The organism is Nonlabens ulvanivorans (assembly GCF_032922765.1).
GTDB classification, from domain to species: domain Bacteria; phylum Bacteroidota; class Bacteroidia; order Flavobacteriales; family Flavobacteriaceae; genus Nonlabens; species Nonlabens ulvanivorans.
In genome coordinates this window covers 1828153-1850776 of record NZ_CP136694.1, presented here as the reverse complement: position 1 = coordinate 1850776, position 22624 = coordinate 1828153, and the positions used below count along the sequence as shown (strand labels likewise).

Genomic DNA, 22624 nt, shown 5'->3' with positions numbered 1-22624 from the left:
TATTTATAAACTCTCTAGCGCGTTGTGTTAGGGAGTTTTTTATTGGATAATAAAGTTGATAAACTCATTGTCGATCTCGTAAAAAAGTGGTTGTTATATTATTAAATTCGCAATATGAATAAATTAAATCTTAATGTAATTGATGAGACGTCACGATTGCGTGCCGTTATACTAGGAACAGCTGCAAGCAACGGTCCTGTGCCTGCATTAGAGGATGCTTATGACCCTAAATCACGCGAGCACATCCTAGCAGGAACCTATCCTACAAATGAAGACATGGTGATCGAGATGGAAGCGGTAAATGCCGTTTTTCAAAAGTATGATGTTAAAGTCTATAGACCAACACACATTGAGGATTGTAACCAGATATTTACAAGAGATATAGGCTTTGTAATAAATGATGTTTTTGTTAAGGCAAATATATTACCAGACCGTGAGGAAGAAATAGAAGCAATACAGTATATCATTGATCAAATAAATCCTGATAAGGTTATTAGACCACCAGAAGAAGTACATATTGAAGGTGGTGATGTCATGCTGCATGGTGAATATATCTTTGTAGGGACTTATCGTGGTGAGGACTATGCAGATTATATCATTGCGCGCACCAACGTTGAAGCTATAGACTGGTTGAAAAAAACCTTTCCTAATAAAAAAGTCGTTTCCTTCAATTTGAGAAAAGACAACCTAGACCCTTATAACAACGCATTACATTTGGATTGCTGTTTCCAGCCGGTAGGTAACGGAAAATGCATTATTCATAAGAATGGTTTTTTACAAGAAGAAGAATATCAATATTTAGTCGATTTTTTTGGTAAAGAAAACTGTTTTGAGATTACACAAGAAGAAATGTATTACATGAATTCTAATATTTTTTCTATAGCACCAGATGTCGTTATTTCTGAAAAGAATTTTACACGATTAAACACATGGTTGCGCAGTCATGGAATAACTGTAGAAGAAGTTCCATATGCCGAAATTTCTAAACAAGAAGGCTTGTTAAGATGTTCTACTTTACCACTAATAAGAGATTAATGAAACAAATTACAGATACGGTTTTTATGGTAAGACCGGTACAGTTCCGTTTAAATGAGCAAACAGCTGTAAATAATTATTACCAAGATCAAGAGGCGCACCAACGTATTAAAAATGATATTGCAAATAACCAAGCTCAAGGAGAGTTTGATGCTTTTACAACTGCGTTAAGAAACAAAGGGATCCATGTGATCATTATTTCAGACGATGAAAAGAATGATACGCCAGATTCAATTTTTCCTAATAATTGGATTTCTACACATCAAAATGGTGATATAGCCCTTTATCCCATGTTTGCAGAAAACCGACGTCTGGAACGCAGACCAGAAGTTTTAGACACGCTAGAGAAAGAAGGATTTAGTATTACAAACATCATAGACTATACTAGTGCAGAGGATGAAGGCTTTTTTCTAGAAGGAACAGGTAGTTTATTACTTGATCGAGTAAATAAAAAGGCTTATTGTAGTATATCTCCACGTGCAGACGAGGAATTATTTATAGAGTTTTGTGAAGATTTTGAATATACACCTGTAGTCTTTACAGCTTACCAAACAGTTGCAGATAAACGACTACCCATCTATCATACTAATGTGATGATGGCGCTGGGAGAGAATTATGCGGTCATTTGTTTAGACAGTATAGATGATAAATCTGAGCGTAAGAGTGTATTAAAACATCTTAAAGAAGATGGAAAAGAAGTCATAGCGATAACTGAAAATCAAGTAAACGCATTTGCTGGTAATATGATGCAAGTCCATAATGAGGTAGGTGATAGGTTACTGATTATGAGTGATCAAGCTTACCAATCGTTAACTGCAGACCAGATCAAAAAACTAGAAAAATATAATGAGATATTGCATCCATCTATTGAAACTATTGAAACCTTAGGTGGTGGATCCGTGAGATGTATGATGGCAGAGGTATTTTTACCAAAATCGTAATTAAGACTCAATCGGTATAGAAAAAGGGTAGAAGCAAATTCTGCCCTTTTTATTTTATCCTTTTGCAATACGCCTGATCATTCCTGCAAAAATAAAGTAGTGAAACGGTAGCATAGAATACCAGTATAATCGTCCCCATATACCTCGAGGTCTGAAAGTTGCTGTTTGATGTATCATATCATCTTCATCTATTTCAAACTCAAGCCAGGCTTCTCCAGGAACGCGCATTTCTGCAAATAGAAGTAATCTTTTCTCTTTCTTATCTGCTACTAGGACTCTCCAAAAGTCTAAAGAATCTCCTGCATAGATGGTATTTGCATTTGTACGACCACGACGTAAACCTACACCACCCATAAGTTTATCTACATAGCCTCTTATTTTCCATAAAAAAGTAGCATAGTAATATCCGTTCTTACCACCTATAGACCATATGCGTTCGAGCGCAGCATCTGGATCATCAGTTTTTAACTGTTGAGCGTCTTTTAAACAACCATAGCTAGGGACTTGTTTGTATTTATTGAGGTTAAGTTTAAATCGACCACTTACCATAGAGTCTTTCCAACTACTAGCTACTTGATTTTGCTCGATTTTAGCAAATGCCATATCTAGTGCTTCCTCATAACTGTAAAGTTGAATGCCTAGTTTTTCTCTCAAATCATTAGGTTGCGCAACTACCTCAATTGCCATGCTGTTAACCAGGTTTTGTGCTAGTTTATAAGAAGTGCTGGTAACAAAATATAACCAATAAGAACTAAGCTTAGGAGTCATGATTGGAACGGTGATGATGTATAGTTTAATTTTACGCATCTTGGCATAACGAGTCATCATTTCCTTGTATGTCAGGACATCTTTACCACCTATGTCATAACTGTGATTATAGCAGTCTTCACGTCCTAAAACGCCTGTTAAATAGCTCATCACATTACGTATAGCAATAGGATGTGTTTTTGTGTTGACCCATTTAGGCGTAATCATTAAAGGCAGTTTTTCGCATAAGTCACGCACGATCTCAAAAGACGAACTTCCACTACCTACTATAATTCCTGCTCTTAGTACTGTCACTGCAGCTGTTGCTGTGTAGAGAAGATCTTCAACACGCTTTCGCGAAAGCAAGTGTTTACTAAGTTTATCTTCATTAACTATACCTGATAAATAAATGATTTGCTTACAGCTGGTACTATTAATAAGTTGCACAAAATTCATCGCACTTTCTGCTTCCATCGTGTCAAAACTTTCTGTACTACTGCTCATTGAATGAATAAGATAGTAAGCAGCATCAATATTTTGCGGAAGCTCTTGATGAGGTTTTAAGTTTAAAAAATCAATTTCTATTATTTTAATTTGATCTTTAATCTCTTGTGGAACCGATAGTCGTGCTGCACTGCGCACCGCACAGATTACTTCATGATCTTGTTTGAGTAATTCATATAGTAATCTTATACCTATGTAACCATTTGCACCTGTGAGTAGAACTTTCATTTCTTAAAGATAAGGAGCAATTGTATGGTAATTCTATATGGATTTGTTAAAAGCGTTTGGCACAAAAAAACTTACCATCTTAAAATTGCTGCAACACAATTCTAAAATGGTAAGTGGTAACCTACTCTAATCAATAAAAACTTTATTCTTTTGCAGTAGTGCTAGATTTTTTTTCTGATAGTTTTGACCTGTTGTCGTCGCTATTTCTATCAATCAGCTTATTATAAGGATCGATACCAGCTTCCACAGGTTTAGCATCAACGATGATGTCAAAATTGTTGGAGATCTCAGTCACTTTTAACTTTTTCAAGTAAAGAACTTTTTCTACTCCAGTGTCCTCGTCTACTTCACCAAAAACTCCTACCTCAATATAGTCTGCAAGTGGTAATGACTGTAGTGCTTTGGTTTTACCTTCAGGTGTGAAAGTTAGGCTGTCACCAGCGATATTTTTATAAACAGATTTACCTTTCTCATTAGAACGATACTTGATTACTTGAGCATCTAGGGTTACAAGATATTTACCATCTGGTAATTCTTGATAGGTAGCGTCTTTTACCTTGTTATTATATAAGGTAATGGTTTCAAACATATCAGTTACTAGATATTGTAATGAGTCTGGCGTTACTGCTTTAATATCATTTACAAACTCTGTTGCAACTGGATAAGGAGCTCCTTTAAATTGATGCTTTTCTGCAAATCTTTTTATGACCGCATTAAATTTCTCATCACCTAGATAGTCACTCATGGCATATAATACAAGTGATCCTTTTTGATAATGGATATACTGCTGATTTTCATTATACATCAATGGATTCTCTTTAATTTGCTCCACAGTTCTACCTAGTAGGTAACCATCCATCGCATCTTTAAGGAATTTGCGCATTTGCTCTTTACCGTTTGCTTTCTCAAGGACTTTAAGAGAGCTATACTCAGATAAACTTTCAGAGAGTAACGTTGCTCCTTTTGCATTTGCACCTATCACTTGATGTGCCCACCACTGGTGTGCGAGTTCGTGAGCAGTTATACTAAATGGGTAATCAACGGCGTCATTATCCTCATCATCAACATCTGCTATAAAACCTATCGCCTCACTAAAAGGAATCGTATTTGGGAATGCTTGTGCAAAACCACCACCAGTTCTTGGGAACTCGATAATACGAGCCTGTCTATGCTGATATGGTGTATAATTATCGTTATAATAATCTAGTCCTTCTTTTAAACCACTCATCATACGGTCGACATTATAGTCATGATCTGGATGGTAATATATTTCTAATTTCACACCATCATGCTCGTCTCTCTTAACATCATAACGGCCGCTTAAGAAAGCATAGAAATTGAGGATTTTAGAATCCATTTTATAGTTATAATATTTACGTCCATCTTCTTCCCATTCTTTAATGAGATATCCTGGTGCAATGGCGATTTGATCACTTGAAGTACTAACCGTTGCTTCAAAATCTATCCAGTCACTATTACCACCTATGTAATTATTATCTCTTGCGCCTGGAGCATCTGGTGCTGGAAGACGATCTTTAGGTTCTAGATCATACTTTTTACGTACTTGAGTGTTACGTATTTCAAATTGATCACTATATCCAATGGATGGGAAAATACTGTTATTAATAAAAGTACCATTATCCACCACCGGCGAGTTATTGTCAAAGAATGTATTCGGCTTATTCTCAGTCTCAAACTTCATGATTAAAGTATCACCTGGTTGTAGCGCCTTTTTAAATTGATACATGCGGTAATTGTAATCCTCAAAATCTTTGACGATATCACTTTCTAGATCTAGAGTAATTTCTGTAGGTCTATCTGGATAATTAACATGTAAGGTGTCAATAGCAACATCAGTTTGATTTACTAGAGTGTAGGTAGCCCCAGCTTTAAAATCACGTGTGCTAGGGAAGATGTCCATAAAAGTATTGACAGCTACTAATCGAGGTTGAGGTGTTTTAGCATATTTACTTAAGTCCTTTTCATAATTTACCTGTAGTTCCTCTTGTTCTTTACCAGAGATTTGCTCGTTATCAATATTATTAACTTTCCACATATAACCACCTATTGCAAAGAATCCTAGTAATGAAACGGCCATTACAGCGATGATTGATTTTGACAATCGTGCTTTTGCAAATGCAATACGTTCTTTCATAGAAGTTCCCATACCACGACGGTAGAATAATACCGCAAGAGCAAATAATGCAATACCTAATAGCATCCAATAAACTCTATAAGTAAAGTATTTCCCTAATCCACTTCCATATCCGTTCATGTCACTAGGACTAGGTGAACCAGCACCTTGATTAAATATAAACTGTCCTTGTTCTACACCTATAGCTCCTAATAGTGGAGGAATACCTATGGCAAGAACTAATAATACTATTAAACCAACCCATTTATTTTTAATCAGTGTGTGAATTAATAAAGACATCATAATCCAAGGAATGAAATCCCAGATATTAATTACATAAAGGTCAAAAAGGTATAATGGTAACTCAAACTCAAAGAAACCGTTATAAGCCTGAATGATAATACCACTCAAGATCACGATCAATAAAATGGTTGCTACCATGACTACCATAGCTATAAACTTTGATAATAACATGGTCCAATTTCTGGTAGGTGTAGCATCTACTAATTGATTAATATGAGCTGCTTTTGCTCGATCCATTATTAATCCAGTATATAAGTATATTAATAGGTAAGCAAACGTACTGAAGATACCACCTGCAAATTGAAGCATTACCCAAGTTTTAGGCAAAATATCAGTTCCGTACTGCTGTCCGGTAATTAACATAGTCAATAATGAGAACGCAAATGCAACTGAAGCTATAATTATAAAAGGCCATCCTTTAACAATGTATGCGATATCAGATTTTGCAATAATCCATGCCGTTTTAAGTTGTCCAAAGAAAGATAAATCTTGAGTAGCTGGTGGCATAACAACTTTAGTTATTGTTCCAAAGTTCTTTTTAGTGACACGCTGTGCTTTGGTTTTTGCCAGTGATAGACTCGTGGGGTTTTGTGAAAAGTTAAACGCAAATAAAACACCGATAAAAACGAGTAACGATATGCCTAACCAGATTAACCTGTTGTAAAGTAAGGTTCCGGTAATAGGTATTAATTGAGTGCTTTGTTCTTCTGGAGTCCAATATTTAATCTGACTATAAGTGGCACTATCACCAGTAGGCTCTAGTAATTCTACCCAGTAAGAGTCATCCATAGTAGGGACACTAGATCCTGCTGCAAATTGCAGAATGATCATGACTAAAACAAACATAAACCCAATATTGACATTTCTTAAAAATGCAGTAATAGCAAATACAATAGCACCATAAAAGAACACATTAGGAATAATATAAACTAAAAACGGCTGTAGATAGTTCATGATTTTAAAAGGACCAACTAACTCTTCATTGGCACCTGGTAAATAAAAACCTAAGGTGATTCCTATTAAACTAGCAATGATGATTAATAAGGTCATCGTCATACCAGCACTAAACTTTGCTAGTAAATAATTCCATTTAGTTAATGGGTAAGAATAAAGCACATTGTGCATGTTATTCTTAAAGTCACGCTGTATTGTTCCTCCTATAATTGAAGGAATTAATAGATAAGTAAGTATAGCAAAAAAGCCTAAAAGACTATAGATACCTACCGCTCCATTTAATTTAATGGCACTTGTTACAGTCACATTATCGCTATCAAAGACACCTACTGCAAGTGCAGATATTAATAATGATAATAGAAATAGAACGCCTGCGTATATGTAAAAAAGAGGTTTCTTAAACCAGGTTTTTACTTCGTGTGTATATATCGTTGAGAACATGATTAAGCGATTTCAGTTGCAGCAATAAACTTGTCATTACTCAAAGTCGTAAAGTATACGTCTTCTAGTGTAGGGTCAGCTTTCGCGAAAGCGTCACCAGGAGAAACCTCTCCGTAAACACGTACATTAAGTTTATTATCTTCATTATAGTTAGAAGAAATCACATTAAAATCTTGTTGCATTTGTTCGATTCCATCTCGTTCTACAGTAGTGGTCCATATTTTACCAGCAAGTGCAGCAGTCATTTGTTTAGGTGTTGCTTGTGCTAGTATTTTACCGCCATTGAGAATTGCCATATCAGTACAAAGTTCTTTTACATCATCAACAATGTGTGTAGAGAATATAACAATGTGATTAGTTCCTATTTCTCTTAAAACATTAAGAAAACGATGTCTTTCTGCTGGGTCAAGCCCTGCGGTAGGCTCATCAACAATAATTAATTTAGGATCGTTTAATAGTAATTGTGCGATACCAAAACGTTGTTTCATCCCACCAGAATAACCTGCTACATGTTTATTGCGTACGTCACTTAAATTAGTTACTTCAAGTGCTTTGTCAACGATAGCATTACGTTCAGCCTTGCTAGTGATACCTTTAAGACTTGCAAAATAATGAAGTAAATCATGAGCGCTCATTTTAGGGTATACACCAAATTCTTGAGGTAAATATCCCAGTGTCTTCCTGAATTCAATTTTATTATTTAAGATATCTAATCCGTCTAGGTGTATGCTTCCAGAATCTGGTGATTGCAATGTAGCAATGGTACGCATCATAGAGGATTTACCAGCACCATTAGGTCCTAGTAGGCCGAACATTCCTGCGTTAATATTAATAGTTACATTATCTAACGCTTTTACGCCATTAGGGTAAGTTTTAGAAACATTTTTAAGGCTTAGTATCATAATAAACAGTTCTTGAATAATTGGTTTTAAGTGTTAGTACTTTGAAAAAGAGATTTGTTACAGTTGTATGAAACTTTTCTCTTTCTGATTTCTTTAATAAGGTTTAGTTTAGAAGATTAATAAATTGATCCAACAGTGATAATAATACTTCTATATTTTTTTCTTTTGATAATAATTTTATTTCCTCTTGGAATAGGGACTAGTAAACTATTGTCAATAAAGGTTAAGTTACCTTTAGATATAGTTCTATTAGGATTGGTTACAATCACCATTTTTTCTAGCCTCTGGATGTTTTTTCTACCATTAGCTGGTTTATGGTCATTTTCATTGATTTTTTTATCAACTGTTGTGTTTTTTTATAATAGAGCTGAAGTTTACGAGCAATTGAAAATATCTAAAAATAATATTCTCAAGCTTTCTTTTCTCAATAAGTTAACCTTGCTTTTTACAATATTGGCAATTGTTTATTGCACATCGTTGCCAGCTTACGTGATTGACAACGAAAGTTATTATATTCAAACGATAAAGTGGTTAGATAAATATGGTCTTGTAAAGGGGCTAGCTAATTTGCATGTCTACCTAGCCCAACAAAGTGGTTTCCACATATTAGAAGCGGCTCTTAATTTTGATAGTGTATATGATAGATTTAATGATTTAAGTGCTTTCTATTTATTGATAGGTGTAGTTTGGAGAGTGACATTAATGATAACTATATTTTGAAATACTATCGTAAGGGACTGGTTGTTTTATCCCTGATTTGCTTTACGTTTATAAGTGCTCCTAGTCCAGATACAGCTGTTTATGTTTTAACTTATATACTTATTTATAAATTCTTGAAATTATGGCATCATTGGGATGAAAAAGAATTTATCATTTTGACGTTCTTTTGTTGTCAGATTATTTATTTTAAAGTCATCATGGTGTTACTATTTATTTTAGTAATTATGATATGGTTAAAATATTATCAGGTTAAAAAGAACGTAAGCTGGATGCTTGTTGGATTACTTTTTCTAAGTTTATTTATAGGAAAAAATTTAGTTGTCACCGGTCTTTCGTTATTTCCCTTAGATTACGGAATTGTTACAGAGACAGTATGGGAGTTGCCTCTAAGCGTAAGTAATTTTTACAATGGTATAACTAAAGCACAAGCTTTTGGTGTCTCTCCAACAGTGATTACTGAAATGAACGCTTTTGAACTTAGCCAATCTTGGTTATTTCATTCAGGATTGGAAGGTTTGCTCAATAAAATTTTACTATTGAGTATATTAATTTCATTTATATTTCTATTCACTAAAAAAGTAAAGCCGGCTATTAAATGCGTTATTATAGTTTTTCTATTTCACGTAGTTGTATTGTTTGTCACTTCTCCACAATTTAGGTTTTTTATTCCTTTACTGGTTCCTTCCGCGGTTCTGTCGGGATTGTTAATGTTTAAACTGAGTCACAAAACAGTTAATTTCTTAATCTTAACCTTTTTGTTTGTCGGGTTAATAATCGCAACTTTTACGGGACTGCAAAATAGACTTACAGATAACGATTTAATGATAAGAAATTATAATTTACATGCATTGAATTTATTGATTCAGCCAGCGCCTAAGTCTATTTATCCTAATGATTTTAAAAAAGTTACAAAAGATGAGTTGCAATATCACTCACCCTTAAATAATAGTTTCTTATACGGAACCTATGACTTACCACTTCCGGCGGTAAATGGAAGATATGTAGAGTTTATGGAGAATAAGTATCAAATTTCTATTCAGAAATTAGGAGATTCAATAAGTGAAGGGTTTAAATATGTAAAAATTAAAAATTAATTTAATTCATAAATTTCTAAAGCCGTATTAGCTTCATAATTAAAGTTGAATAAAGCAAGATTTTCCCAACTACTACCGCTTGTCTGAGAAGAACTGCCAGTATGATGTGCTACCCAATCTGGTGCCCAGTAGCAGTAACCTAAACCCTTATCGTTAGGTAAATTTTTCATCATATTATGAATGCGTAACATAAAGGTTCTTTGCCCAACTTGTGTTGCAGGATATGAAGCGATGAGTTGATCTTGTAACCCTACAATATTATTAGTATTGTCATCCCAGTTCAGAGTAAATGGATAGGCTGTTTCAACAATCATAATCTTTTGAGAAATACCGATAGCAAATGATTGTAGTTGATTCTCAATAAAATCGATATCATTATTATGCCACCAAGGATAATAACTTAAACCAGCAATGTCAAAATTTACATTATGAAATACTAATTGCTCGTAAAAATAATCAGCGCCTTCTATACCTGCATGATGAATCATGATTTGAGATTCTGGAGAAGCTAGTAATACTCCTTCAATAGCAGCTTTAGTGAGTTGAATATAGTTATCCCAATTTTCACCACCAGAAGAATATATTTGGCCCAATGGCCATAACATCCCATTATTAGTTTCATTACCTATTTGTACTATCGCTGGTGGAGTGTCTTGAAGAACTAGCTCTTGTAAAACATTTTGCGAATAATTTTTAATACTTTCGGTCATTGAGGTAATGTTCTGTGTTGCCCATACGATAGGTATATCCTGTGATCCTGGATCTGCCCATGTGTCTGAGTAATGAAAGTCCAGTAAAAAATCCATGTCTTGCGCTTTAGCCTTTAAGGCTTGATTTTTTACAAAATTGAGGTTGTAAAGTCCGCTTGTATTATTAATCCATAAACGTATACGTACTAAATTAACACCACGACTTTTTAGGTAAGCATAATTATCAACGATATCTTGACTATTCTCATCTTTAAAAACTACTCCATCTGACTCTATTTCAGGTAAAAATGAAAGGTCCATTCCTTTATAGAATTCAATAGATTCTGGTTCTGCTTGCCTGTCATTATCATTAGTCGTACAAGAGATCAATAATAGAAAAACCAGAAATGGATAAAAGCATTTTTTCATAAGTGAAATATAGGGATTACAAATCATCTACATATTCAAATCCAGTATCACCTTTTTGCTGACTTACTTTTTTGAAAAAATCATGAATAGGTTTGCGGTTTGCTTTTACCTTAACAAAATAATTATCTCTGTAAATACTATATTCTTCGGCACGACCTTTATATACATTAAGCTTATAATAGGGAATAGGTAGGGCATAGGTCTGCAATCTAGAACGAAATCTGACTATGATTCCTTTTTCTCTTAATTCGATATTGCACACCTTAAGACTATTATCAACGACTAGCAAGTTATGAATCTGTATGCTAGAAGATGTAATATGTAATTTAGGAGAACCACTGCCGTTGAGTTTCCACCTTTGGCGCAAGCTTAAAACTTTGCCTACGTCATTTTCAATAAGGCGTCTTGTTTCTGGGTCGTTATAAGATACATTATACAGCATATTCTAATAGTCTCAAAAGTTCCTTAAGCCTTTCATAATCCTTATCTTTGCAAGCTTAAATTTGTAACCATGACGCTTAACAATCAACTGGAAACTGCTGTAAAAAACACTGTTGAACAATTATTTTCTGTAAGATTAGAAAATGTGGAGATTACGCTTACGCGAAAAGATCAAAACGGAGACCTTACGGTAATGGTATTTCCTATGTTAAGACATATCAAAGGTAATCCAGCTGTCATAGGTGAACAAATAGGCGCAGAGCTAGCAAAAACAGACTTGATTACATCTTACGAAGTGATTAAAGGGTTTTTAAATATTACCGTAGCTCATGAAGTATATCTTAAAGACTTTAATGATATCTTATCTCAATCTGATTATGGTAAATCACCAGTAGATAAAACAATGTCAGGTGTGATGGTAGAGTACAGTTCACCTAATACTAATAAGCCACTGCATTTAGGACACGTGCGTAATAATTTATTAGGTTACTCTGTAGCTCAAATAGTAGAGGCTACAGGACGTAAAGTGAATAAAACCCAAATCATCAATGATCGTGGTATCCACATTTGTAAATCCATGCTGGCTTGGGAACAATATGGTAATGGAGAAACTCCAGAATCTACAGGATTGAAAGGAGATAAACTAGTTGGGAATTACTATGTAAAATTTGATCAAGAATATAAAAAGGAAATTGCAGACTTAATAGCTGCCGGCAAAACCGAAGAAGAAGCTAAAAAAGAAGCGCCATTACTTATTGCAGCTCAAGAAATGCTCCGCAAATGGGAGCAAGATGATGAAGCTGTAGTTGCTTTATGGAAAAAAATGAACGGTTGGGTATATGATGGTTTTGAAACTACTTATAAAAACCTAGGTGTTGATTTTGATAGTTTATACTATGAAAGTAATACCTATTTACTTGGTAAAGATGTAGTTCAAATAGGTCTAGATAAAGGCGTATTTGAAAAAGATCCAGATGGTTCTGTATGGATTGATTTGACTGATGAAGGACTGGATCGTAAAATTGTATTACGTTCTGATGGAACAGCGGTTTACATGACTCAAGATATAGGAACAGCTATACAACGTGTAAAAGATCACGATATCAACTCTATGGTGTATACTGTAGGTAATGAGCAAGATTATCACTTTAAGGTGCTTTTCTTAATTCTTAAGAAACTAGGATACGATTGGGCAGAGAATCTATACCATTTAAGTTACGGAATGGTAGAGTTGCCGTCTGGTAAAATGAAATCTCGTGAAGGAACTGTGGTAGATGCAGACGAGCTCATGGAAGAAATGACAGATACTGCTAGAGAGATTGCACAAGAACAAGGCAAGCTAGAAGGAATGAGCGATGCCAATAAGGAAGATCTTTATAAAATGATTGGACTAGGAGCATTAAAGTATTTCATGCTTAAAGTTGATCCTAAGAAAAACATGATGTTTGATCCTAAAGAATCGGTAGATTTTCAAGGAAACACGGGACCTTTTATTCAATACACACATGCACGTATTAAGTCTATCTTAAAGAAATCTGGATTTGAACAAGGCGATTTAAAAGTAGCAACACATTTAGCATTAACAGATAAAGATGCTGCAGTCATTAAGTTATTACAACAATATCCAGAAACTATTGAAGCTGCAGCCAGAAATTATAGTCCTGCGCTAGTAGCAAATTATGTATACGAATTGGTTAAAGAATTTAATTCATTCTACCAGAACGTTCCTAAAATCGTAGAGGAATCAAATGTAGAGATGAAGCAATTCCGTTTACTATTATGTTTTAAAACGGCAGCGGTAATAAAATCTGCTTGTGGATTATTAGGAATAGAAGTTCCTAAACAGATGTAGATGTAGTCTTTGAATTCGTAAGCTGTGAATTTTTAAATTTCAGAACTCAATTTGAAAATAAAATTATAAGTATTTAACCTATCATTCTGAACTCGTTTCAGAATCTGCCCATGATAGAAACAAAAGACAGTAGATAGTATTACCCAACGTCTTAGTTAAACCAGACGCTGAAAAAATTTAGTATGACGGATTTCAAAAAGAGACTTCCTGATGAGGACTACAAAACTCAGGACTTACTTCAAAGCATCCATTTTTTTGCCAATTTCTTCAGCTTTGGCAAAAGCAGCATCCGCAGCAGATCGATCTGAAGTTGATAGCCTGTGAAAATCTCCCATGAGTTTTTTATACTCATCCTGTAATTTCTCTAACTCACTTTTCTTTTTAAATAATCCAAACATAACAGTCTTTTTAATAAAGTCGGAAAAGTTTTATTTCATTACTCTTTGAAAGCGCCTATATGCCACAATATATTACTAGGGTCATGAAGAAAGAACTCTTGTCCCCAATCATAATCCACCATTCCTTTCAGTTTAATGGTAGGGAATTGTTTCTTTAAATCTAGAGATTTCAAGTAACTTAAAAAGCCTGCTGGATTATTAACCTCAAGAAATAACATCGTGTTGTCTATCCAATCTTTAACCTGAGAATCTTGAAGATAGAAACTACAATTTCCTAGTTGACAAACACTCATGTTAGTCGCTATGGAAGTCACGTGAAATCCTATGGCTTTATAAAAAGCAATAGATTCTGAATAATCATTGCAGCCTATAAAAGGTCGTATGGACTTAGTTGCCAGATTTTGTTGCATAGAATATTTAAAAATATATGTTTTACCTGAACAAAATGATAATTATCATTACTTGTGATCCTAAATTTAAATAATTTAGCGGCTCATCTATTAAATACAATATAAGTGACTTATAATCAGGTTTATAATAATTGGAAGCGTCTTTCTAAAGAAACTATTGATCAGCACATTTTAGAGGCATTATCTCAAAATATTAATTATTATGATAGTTTAAAAATGGGTGTGCCAGCATCGCATCTAGATAAGCAAGAATTTGCACCAGATTCTCAAGTGCTCGATGGCTCTACATTTCTTAAAACACTTATTAATAATCCCAATCATATAGGTGTACATACGGATACAGATTTATCAGAGCCTTATTTTTCTGGGACGCAGCGATTAGAAGCTGAGGTTATTAAAATTATTGCCGAAGATATTCTCAAAGCACAGTCAGATACTATTGATGGCTATGTCTCCTCAGGTGGTACAGAAGGTAATATTCAAGCCATATGGGTATATCGCAACTTATTTAATGAAACTTATGCACTAGAAAAAGACTATAGTTCTATAGCTATTTTATGTAGTGAAGATGCTCATTATAGTATGGATAAAGCAAGCAATCTGTTAAATATTAAACTTGCTAAAATTAAGGTTGATTCAGAAACTAGAGCCATCGATTCAACAGATCTTAAAAACCGATTAGAGGTATTACAATCACAAGGTGTTGATAAGCTGATACTGGTTTGTAACATGATGACGACTATGTTCGGTTCTGTAGATTCATTGGATGACTATATGGCTGTTATCGCACAGTATCCTTCCATGACGGTTAAAGTTCATGTAGACGGAGCATATGGTGGCTTTTTCTTGCCATTTACAAATCCAGATCAATCATTGACCTTTAATGATGATCGTATAGATTCATTTACACTAGATGCACATAAGATGTTACAGGCGCCTTATGGTACTGGAATTTTTGTAATCAGAAAAGGATTACTCAAATATAGTCTTACCGATAGTGCACAGTATGTAGCAGGTATGGATTGTACACTTGTAGGTAGTCGCAGTGGCGCAAACGCCATAAGTATTTATAAAATTTTAATGAATTATGGGCCGTATGATTGGGCAGAGCGCATGCTGGCGCTAGCTGCTCGCACGACGCGATTAAAAAATCATTTGTTAGAGCTTGATGTAAAACTCATTCATTTTGAGGATAGCAATATTATTACCATCCATCGTGATTTTGTTACACCTATGATTGCTGTTAAATACGGACTTGTACCAGATAATCATAACCATCCAGAGTGGTTTAAAATTGTTGTAATGGATCATGTAAAGGGTGATAAAATCACACAGTTTCTTATTGATTTTAAAGAAAGTATTACGGTAAATGATGTGTAGCGACGATTAATTTTAGAATTACGCTTTCGCGAAAGCGTCATCTTATCAACCTAACAAATTGTAAATAAATGGAGGAATATCATAAATCATCAGGTCTAGATGGAAAATTTAACCCTTTAGATGAATTACAAATAGACGTTAAAGACTTTGTGATTAGTGCGGTTAAAAATCAGGCGATTATCATAGATACTCGTCGTGCAGATCATTATGCAGACGCAGCCATACCTGGTAGTATAAATATAGGGTTGAATGGTACTTTCACTAGTTGCTTAACTGTTGTAATCCCTAATTTGAATCAACCTATTTTATTAGTTTGTGATGATGGCACGGCGATAGATGTTTTAATGAAATTATCTCGAGCAGGATTTAATAATTGTATAGGTGTTCTTCTCGGAGGTTTCAATACATGGTTAGATTCTGGAAGGCCTATAACTAAAACTTCGCGCATTGTTAATGACGAGTTTTTGAAAATTATTAAAGAACAAGACACTGTTTTAATAGATGTACGTCATAAGAGAGATTATCAATTAAATCATATAAAAGGAGCTAAACATCTATCCCTACATGAATTAAGTACTGAAGCCAAAGCCATGGATAAGGAGGCAAGATATATTTTATATTGTGTAAATGGATATCGCAGTATGATTGCGGCTAGTATTTTAAAAGGTCACAATCTTATTGATGTACGTGATTTAATAGGTGGAATAAATGCGCTTAAAGATCCTAAAGCAGCTTAAATATTGATTTTATAAACCTTAAAACCATTAGTGACATGAATAATGAAAACAAGACTTCAAAATGTTTAAGCTGTGTATGTACCGGCTGTGATAACTTTAAAAATAATACTGAAAAAGAAGCTCAATTAAAACAAGAAGAATCTACTTCTCAAACTTCCAAGCAATAAAGCGACTCTTTTTATTCCCGCTATTCATAGGCACTATCTTATAAGTAGCCTTTAATTTGGTAAGTTGTTTTTCAAGTTTCGGTAAGTTTTCTTTACGAGATATTAAACTGGTAAACCAGCCCACTTGTGCTTTGAAAGCAACACTTTCTTTGATCAGTCTTTTTACAAATAATGCCTCGCCACCATTACACCATAATTCGTGAGATTTACCGGCAAAATTGCGATCACTCACGTCGTTACCTAGGTTTTTATTTTTGCGCTGGTTGGCCTTAATAGCTTCATCTTCGCTACCGTAAAAAGGTGGATTACACATAGTAAAGTCATAAAGCTCTTGAGGCTTAATGATATTCTTTAATATAGAACCACGGTCTTCTTGAAATCTCAATTTGATGTTAGAAATTTTACGTGATTTAGGCATGGTAATTTTCTCTTGCAAGGACGTTGCAAAATCATAGCTTTCTGGATCAACTTCACTACCTACCATTTTCCAATTGAAAATAGCAGTTCCTAGAATAGGGTAAATCATATTAGCTCCAGTACCGATGTCTAAACCTGTGATGTTTTTTTCTCCTACTAAATCTGCTAGATGCAGTATGTAATCTACACGGCTAGGTATCGGCGGACTTAAATAATCGACTGGTAATTCCCAGTGATTAACACCATAATGCTCCTTGAGTAATGCGCTGTTTAAAGCAAGTACAGAGGCTGGATTAGTGAAGTCTATACTTATATAGCCATCTTCTTTTGTAATGAAATGAGACTTCAGATCTGGATATGATTCTGACAGCAAGTCGAGATCATATCCATGTTTGTGTAAATTATTATCATGCATGTCTGCAAAGATAAGATAGTAGATGCTCTTAAATATTAAAGAGCTGTGTTTCTGGTAGATTAGTTTGATTAATGACTGGGTAAATAAGTAAGTTTAAGATTGTTGCTAGCCCTGAAAAACCAATTGTTTAACAGCACGTTACCTGAGTCATTTCCATTACCTTTGCAAAAATCATTTTCATGAAGAATTTTGAGGAACTAAATCTGGGAACACCATTGCGCAATGGTATTAACGATTTAGGTTTTACTACAATGACACCTATTCAAGAGCAGGCTTTTCCCGTTATTTTATCGGGTAGAGATATGATAGGTATTGCACAAACTGGTACTGGTAAAACACTGGGCTATATGTTGCCATTGCTTCATGAATTAAAATATGCAGACACATTAGATCCTAGAATGCTTATTCTAGTTCCTACTAGAGAACTAGTTGTTCAAGTTGTTGAGCAAATTGAAGCCTATGCTGCTTATATCAATGTAAGAGTATTAGGTGTTTATGGTGGTACTAACATCAATACACAAAAGAAAGCGGTAACAGATGGAGTGGATATTATTGTAGCAACTCCTGGACGTTTATATGATTTAATTGTTGCACAAACGGTGCGATTAAAGAATTGTAAGAAGGTAGTTATTGATGAGGTTGATGTGATGCTAGATCTAGGTTTTAGATTTCAGTTAACTAATATCTTTGATCATTTACCTGTAAAGCGTCAGAACATTATGTTCAGTGCTACTATGACGGATCAAATAGAGGATTTTATAAAATCTTATTTCTTTAATCCAGAAAAAGTATCTGTAGCAGTAAGTGGTACGAGATTAGAGAATATAGAGCAAACTTGTTATCCAGTAGAGAACTTTTATACTAAAGCTAATCTTTTGATGGACCTTCTTACAGATGAGGAGGAATTTAGAAAAGTACTGGTTTTTGCTGGTAATAAAAAAAGTGCAGATCGTCTACAAGAGTACATGCTAGAACGATATGGTGATGAAATTGCAGTTATACATTCTAATAAAACGCAGAATTACAGATTGCGCTCTATTGAACTTTTTGATACTGGAGAACGTCGTATATTGATAGCGACAGACGTTATGGCGCGTGGATTAGATTTAGATAAAATATCACACGTAATCAATATAGATGTTCCTTCATTTCCAGAAAATTATATGCATCGTATAGGTCGTAGTGGACGTGCAGAGGAAAAAGGTAAAACTATCTTATTCTACACAGAGAAAGAAAGAGAAGATAAAGAAGCTATCGAGGCATTAATGGATTATAAAATTCCAGAAATTCCTTTCCCAGAAGAAGTTGAAATTTCAACTCAAAAAACACCTGAAGAGAAACCAGTCGTGCGTGAGATTTTCAATCCTCATAAAATCATTGAAGAAGAACGTGGAGCATCTTTTCATGAGAAAAGCGAGAAGAATAAAAAAGTGAATTTAGGTGGTAGCTATCGTAGGGAAATTGCAAAAAAATATAAGAAACCCAAAACACGTGGTGATAAAATCGCAAATCGCCGTAGAAAAAAATAAATCATAAAAATGCCCCTTAAGAAAATATGCTTAAGGGGCTTTTTTTATTAGAGATATTACGATTATTCAATAATTGTAATTGTTTGTGTTTTCATAGTCATTTTCATTTCTTGTGGCATCGTATCCGATTTCTTAATGACAATGTTACCATCTAATTCTTGTTTTATAGATGCATTAGTAATCCAACCTGTTTCTTTGTCTATCGTGTAAGTTCCAGAACTAGGACCAGAAAGACTGTAGTTAGCTTCCATACCATTAAGATTAGTACTTGAATTATCTGGAGTTTTTAAAATAGCCGTAGAGCTTATCATATAAGAATCCTCGGATACGCTTTCTAATTGAAAGCTGCTAGTAGCCTCAAAAGAAGCTATAGAGTTCACCGTTATGGTTTGAAACCAAGAATCACCTACAGCGACTTTTTCTTTAGGTAAAATAGCGGTTAATTGCTGGTAGTTAGAGCTCTGTTTTTCTGCATCCATTTCTTTTTTTAAAGCTGCTTCTACTTGTAATAATTGCATTTGAGGCATTTCTACATCATCAGTTAAACCTTCCATTTGACTACTATTATCAAAGCTCAAAATCTCACCATGCTTATTCATGGTTATTTTGATAGGTTGTTTAATCATATTTTTAAAAATAGTATTCATCGAGTTAGACGCAGGACCATCAGATGATATTAATTCAGTCCCCATAGGTGATTTGGTTTCGCTTGACATTTTTTTAATTACAATATCTATATAATAAATACCGTCCTTGATATCTGTTACCATATAGTCAGTTTCTGTTGTGATAATGGTTGTGATTTCTTGAGGCATCCCATTAACAACTTGCTGTTGCTCACTAGTCACCATTTGATTTTGTGGATATGACTTTCCTTTTTCAAGGTTGTATACAATTTCATGCTGAGCGGTAGCTACAATACTAAAAAGGATAGCAATAAAAAATAGATATTTTTTCATGTTGAATTATTTTGTTCGGCAATATAATATAGGGAAGGTAGAATATTGGTTTTTTAACGATTACATAACGATAATCTAAAGATAAGTCAGTTCTTGGTCAATAATTATTATATTTTTGCGGCAAAATTATATTTTCTTGAAAAAGCAACTGATTTTAAGCTTGTTATGTTTGTTTATTTTCGCTTTCGCGAAAGCGCAATCAGTAAATACTTCTTATTTATGTCTAGCAAATGGTGACATCGTACTGGCAGATTTAGGTAACTGTAGTTCCACAGTAGTGGCTAGTTATTCTTCTTCTTTCTTTGATATAGCACAAGGTGATACTGATGATACTTTGTACGGTATACGTAATGACGAATTATTTTTAATCAATGTATCCAATGGGGCAGTGACTTCATTAGGGATTTTAAACGTTGTAGGTTTTACGGGTAACTTCAGAGTTGATTCTCTAGTTAAGGAAGGACCAGGCACTTTATTAGGTGTCCATACTAATTCGCCTGGTGGACTTTTTAGGTTTGATATTGCAAGTATGACTGCTACATATATAGGTGATACGGGTTTTCCTAGTGCTGGAGATTTGACTTATTTCAATGGTAATCTTTATCTAAGTGCAGACGGTAATGATCTCGCTCTTATAGATGTCGTAAATCCGAGTAATTCTAGTCTGGTAGGGACAATTCCTGGAGTGTCTGGATTTAATAATGTTTTTGGGGTAGTAACTATAATTACCGCAAATCCTTGTGCGATAAATCCAACTTTTGAATTAGTAGCGACAGGTGGAAATGATACGCGTTTTATTGATATTAATACAGCTCAAACTACCGCAAACTGCCCTAACTTGGTGAGTTCAGATATATTTGGCGCTGCTGAGGTCGCGTCTGATGTTATTTGTTCGATTAGTTTAGATATAGAAGATTCAAACGGGAATACTGATCCAGAATATTGTCAAAATGCCAATACAATTCTTAACACTACTGCAAACCCTTTAACTCCATTAGGCGTGTACTCTTATGAATGGCGTATACAAGGTCAGGCAGGTGTAGTAGGTACTAGTGCTATTTTACCTATTAATATCACGGCCACAACCACTTACGAATGTACTATTACAGACTCGGGACGTGTGGCGCCAGATAATATAGCGACCTCTAGTATTACAGTTACTGTAAACCCAATACCATCGTGGAATCCTATTGCAAATGTTATCACGCATGGTAATTATACATTACCAGCAATAACAGGAACTAATATTCCTGCAAATGCTGCATTTTATGATAATCCAGCACATACGGGCACGCCTTGGAATGCCGGTGATGTAGTTGATCCATCATTATTTACAACTAATCCAGCAACAATATTTGTATATGGAATTGATGCAAATGGTTGTGAGCTCATTGAGCAGTTTGATATAGAATTTGTTGATGCTCAAGTTACCATTACTCCTGGAGGAATTCAAGATGTATGCGACGGTGATATGGTCACATTAACTGCTACAACGGTTCCTGCAACTCCTTATGGTAATTATAGCTTTAACTGGTCAGATACACAGGGAACAAGTTATCCTAACACGTCATCTATTACCGTAACTGTTAATGTTGCGACTACAGTTTCTGTAACTGTAAATGACTCTGGTGTAGAGAACGGAACGGATATGGGATTTGATATGACAGATTTTAATGTACTACCAGTTATTGATATAGATGATCTAGTAGATCAAAACGTGACAGGTAGTTTTACATTTCCGGCCATAACAGGAACAGGTTTAACAGGAGCTGAGGTGTATTATACACAACCCAATGGAAATGGAATCATGTATAACCCAGGTGATGTAGTAACCGCAGCAGATTTTGCAGTATTGCCTATCGCTCTATACATTTATGATGATAACGGTAGTTGTAGTGATGAAGAGAGTTTTATTCTAGGTATAATGGATCCGCCTATGCTTAGTTTAACAATTAGTGCTACAGGAAATGATTTTTGCGCTGGTGAGTCTACTACATTAACTGCAACGGTGAGTCCTGCGACTGCCCAAGGTTCTTATAATTATGAATGGCGAGAACAAGGAACGACCACTGTGCTGTCTACTGCGATGTCTTTAACAGTAATGCCAGTTGTTACTACAGTTTATGAATGTACGGTTACAGATACTGGACTAACCACAAATAATTCCATCACAGAAACATTAACTATAAATGTCATACCAGTACCAGAATTAAATCCTATAGGTTCTCAAATTGCCACAGGATCTTATACTTTTCCTAGTATCGGCGGGAATAATTTAAGTGGTAATCAGTTGTTCTATACTCAACCTAATGGATTAGGTAGTTCGTATGCTACTGGTGATGTTATCGACATTACAGATTTTATAACTTATCCAGTAACTCTATATGCTTATGATATTAATGCGTCTGGTTGTGACGATGAGATAAGTTTTGAATTGACCATCAATCCGGTAGTGGTCATCCCAGAACCTGAAGAGCCTTTATTTGTGATACCAGATTATATGACACCTAATAATGACGGTTATCACGATTTCTGGAGAATAGATATCAATAGTGCTGATGTCACAGTCACGGGTATTTATATTTTTGATAGGTATGGTAAATTGTTAAAACAACTAGCGCCAGATGGAATAGGATGGGACGCCACTTATAATGGTAATCCATTGCCGTCTAGCACTTACTGGTATCAGTTAAAATATGAAGTTAACGGTGTTCCTACAGAGACGACAGGTTTTTTTGCAGTGAAAAGGTAACCTTGACTAACTTTGGCTTAGTTATTGGAATTTGAAAATTATATAA

18 protein-coding genes are annotated in these 22624 nt (G+C 34.7%); 9 read left to right on the top strand and 9 right to left on the bottom strand.

What is annotated here, in order from left to right:
* Positions 1-114 precede the first annotated feature (114 nt).
* Entirely contained in the window at positions 115-1035 is a 921-nt protein-coding gene (locus R1T42_RS08250) for a dimethylarginine dimethylaminohydrolase family protein (protein ID WP_036580372.1), read from the top strand.
* Positions 1035-1976 carry a citrulline utilization hydrolase CtlX gene (ctlX, locus tag R1T42_RS08245; RefSeq protein WP_317290010.1) on the top strand — a complete coding sequence of 314 codons (942 nt, stop codon included), beginning with the start codon at positions 1035-1037 and terminating at the stop codon, positions 1974-1976. The genes R1T42_RS08250 and ctlX overlap by 1 nt, the downstream gene beginning before the upstream one ends.
* Before the next feature lie 54 nt (positions 1977-2030).
* On the opposite strand, the gene R1T42_RS08240 is transcribed toward ctlX, so the two are convergent.
* The 3 genes from R1T42_RS08240 to R1T42_RS08230 form a co-directional block, all read right to left on the bottom strand.
* On the bottom strand, positions 2031-3455 hold the full coding sequence (locus R1T42_RS08240) for an SDR family oxidoreductase (RefSeq protein WP_317290009.1): 1425 nt from the start codon (positions 3453-3455) through the stop codon (positions 2031-2033).
* Between the two features lie 142 nt (positions 3456-3597).
* The gene (locus R1T42_RS08235) at positions 3598-7287 is read right to left on the bottom strand and encodes an ABC transporter permease/M1 family aminopeptidase (protein WP_317290008.1); all 3690 of its coding nucleotides are present in this window, start codon (positions 7285-7287) and stop codon (positions 3598-3600) included.
* Between the two features lie 2 nt (positions 7288-7289).
* Positions 7290-8189, bottom strand: coding sequence for an ABC transporter ATP-binding protein (locus R1T42_RS08230; RefSeq protein WP_036580384.1), 900 nt, complete (start codon positions 8187-8189; stop codon positions 7290-7292).
* A gap of 135 nt (positions 8190-8324) precedes the next feature.
* On the opposite strand from R1T42_RS08230, the gene R1T42_RS08225 reads away from it, so the two are divergent.
* Positions 8325-8909, top strand: a complete 585-nt coding sequence (locus R1T42_RS08225) for an LIC_10190 family membrane protein (RefSeq protein WP_394805705.1) — start codon at positions 8325-8327, stop codon at positions 8907-8909.
* Entirely contained in the window at positions 8876-10003 is a 1128-nt protein-coding gene (locus tag R1T42_RS08220; protein ID WP_394805704.1) for an LIC_10190 family membrane protein, read from the top strand. Before R1T42_RS08225 ends, R1T42_RS08220 begins: the two co-directional genes overlap by 34 nt.
* Here R1T42_RS08220 and R1T42_RS08215 read toward each other — a convergent pair.
* Together R1T42_RS08215 and R1T42_RS08210 are read right to left on the bottom strand one after the other, a co-directional pair.
* On the bottom strand, positions 10000-11121 hold the full coding sequence (locus R1T42_RS08215; protein WP_317290005.1) for a glycoside hydrolase family 53 protein: 1122 nt from the start codon (positions 11119-11121) through the stop codon (positions 10000-10002). The genes R1T42_RS08220 and R1T42_RS08215 overlap by 4 nt on opposite strands.
* A gap of 16 nt (positions 11122-11137) precedes the next feature.
* The gene (locus R1T42_RS08210; protein ID WP_317290004.1) at positions 11138-11563 is read right to left on the bottom strand and encodes a hypothetical protein; all 426 of its coding nucleotides are present in this window, start codon (positions 11561-11563) and stop codon (positions 11138-11140) included.
* Positions 11564-11632: 69 nt separating this feature from the next.
* Between R1T42_RS08210 and argS the strand changes: the two genes are divergently transcribed.
* Positions 11633-13414, top strand: coding sequence for an arginine--tRNA ligase (argS, locus tag R1T42_RS08205; RefSeq protein ID WP_317290003.1), 1782 nt, complete (start codon positions 11633-11635; stop codon positions 13412-13414).
* Between the two features lie 233 nt (positions 13415-13647).
* On the opposite strand, the gene R1T42_RS08200 is transcribed toward argS, so the two are convergent.
* Together R1T42_RS08200 and R1T42_RS08195 are read right to left on the bottom strand one after the other, a co-directional pair.
* Positions 13648-13812, bottom strand: coding sequence for a Lacal_2735 family protein (locus R1T42_RS08200; RefSeq protein WP_036580395.1), 165 nt, complete (start codon positions 13810-13812; stop codon positions 13648-13650).
* 38 nt (positions 13813-13850) lie between these two features.
* A complete protein-coding gene (locus R1T42_RS08195) occupies positions 13851-14222 on the bottom strand; it encodes a VOC family protein (RefSeq protein WP_317290002.1) in 372 nt (123 codons plus the stop codon).
* 105 nt (positions 14223-14327) lie between these two features.
* Here R1T42_RS08195 and R1T42_RS08190 point away from each other — a divergent pair, with 105 nt between their 5' ends.
* On the top strand, positions 14328-15602 hold the full coding sequence (locus tag R1T42_RS08190) for a pyridoxal-dependent decarboxylase (protein ID WP_317290001.1): 1275 nt from the start codon (positions 14328-14330) through the stop codon (positions 15600-15602).
* Positions 15603-15670: 68 nt separating this feature from the next.
* A complete protein-coding gene (locus tag R1T42_RS08185; protein ID WP_317290000.1) occupies positions 15671-16339 on the top strand; it encodes a rhodanese-like domain-containing protein in 669 nt (222 codons plus the stop codon).
* A gap of 141 nt (positions 16340-16480) precedes the next feature.
* Here R1T42_RS08185 and rlmF read toward each other — a convergent pair whose 3' ends face one another.
* Positions 16481-17338: a 23S rRNA (adenine(1618)-N(6))-methyltransferase RlmF gene (rlmF, locus tag R1T42_RS08180; RefSeq protein ID WP_036580401.1), complete on the bottom strand. Its 858-nt coding sequence runs from the start codon at positions 17336-17338 to the stop codon at positions 16481-16483.
* A 179-nt stretch (positions 17339-17517) separates the two neighbouring features.
* Here rlmF and R1T42_RS08175 point away from each other — a divergent pair, with 179 nt between their 5' ends.
* The gene (locus tag R1T42_RS08175; protein WP_036580403.1) at positions 17518-18867 is read left to right on the top strand and encodes a DEAD/DEAH box helicase; all 1350 of its coding nucleotides are present in this window, start codon (positions 17518-17520) and stop codon (positions 18865-18867) included.
* Between the two features lie 62 nt (positions 18868-18929).
* Here R1T42_RS08175 and R1T42_RS08170 read toward each other — a convergent pair whose 3' ends face one another.
* Entirely contained in the window at positions 18930-19826 is an 897-nt protein-coding gene (locus tag R1T42_RS08170; RefSeq protein ID WP_317289999.1) for a DUF6263 family protein, read from the bottom strand.
* A gap of 136 nt (positions 19827-19962) precedes the next feature.
* On the opposite strand from R1T42_RS08170, the gene R1T42_RS08165 reads away from it, so the two are divergent.
* Positions 19963-22578, top strand: coding sequence for a T9SS type B sorting domain-containing protein (locus R1T42_RS08165; RefSeq protein ID WP_317289998.1), 2616 nt, complete (start codon positions 19963-19965; stop codon positions 22576-22578).
* Positions 22579-22624 lie beyond the last annotated feature (46 nt).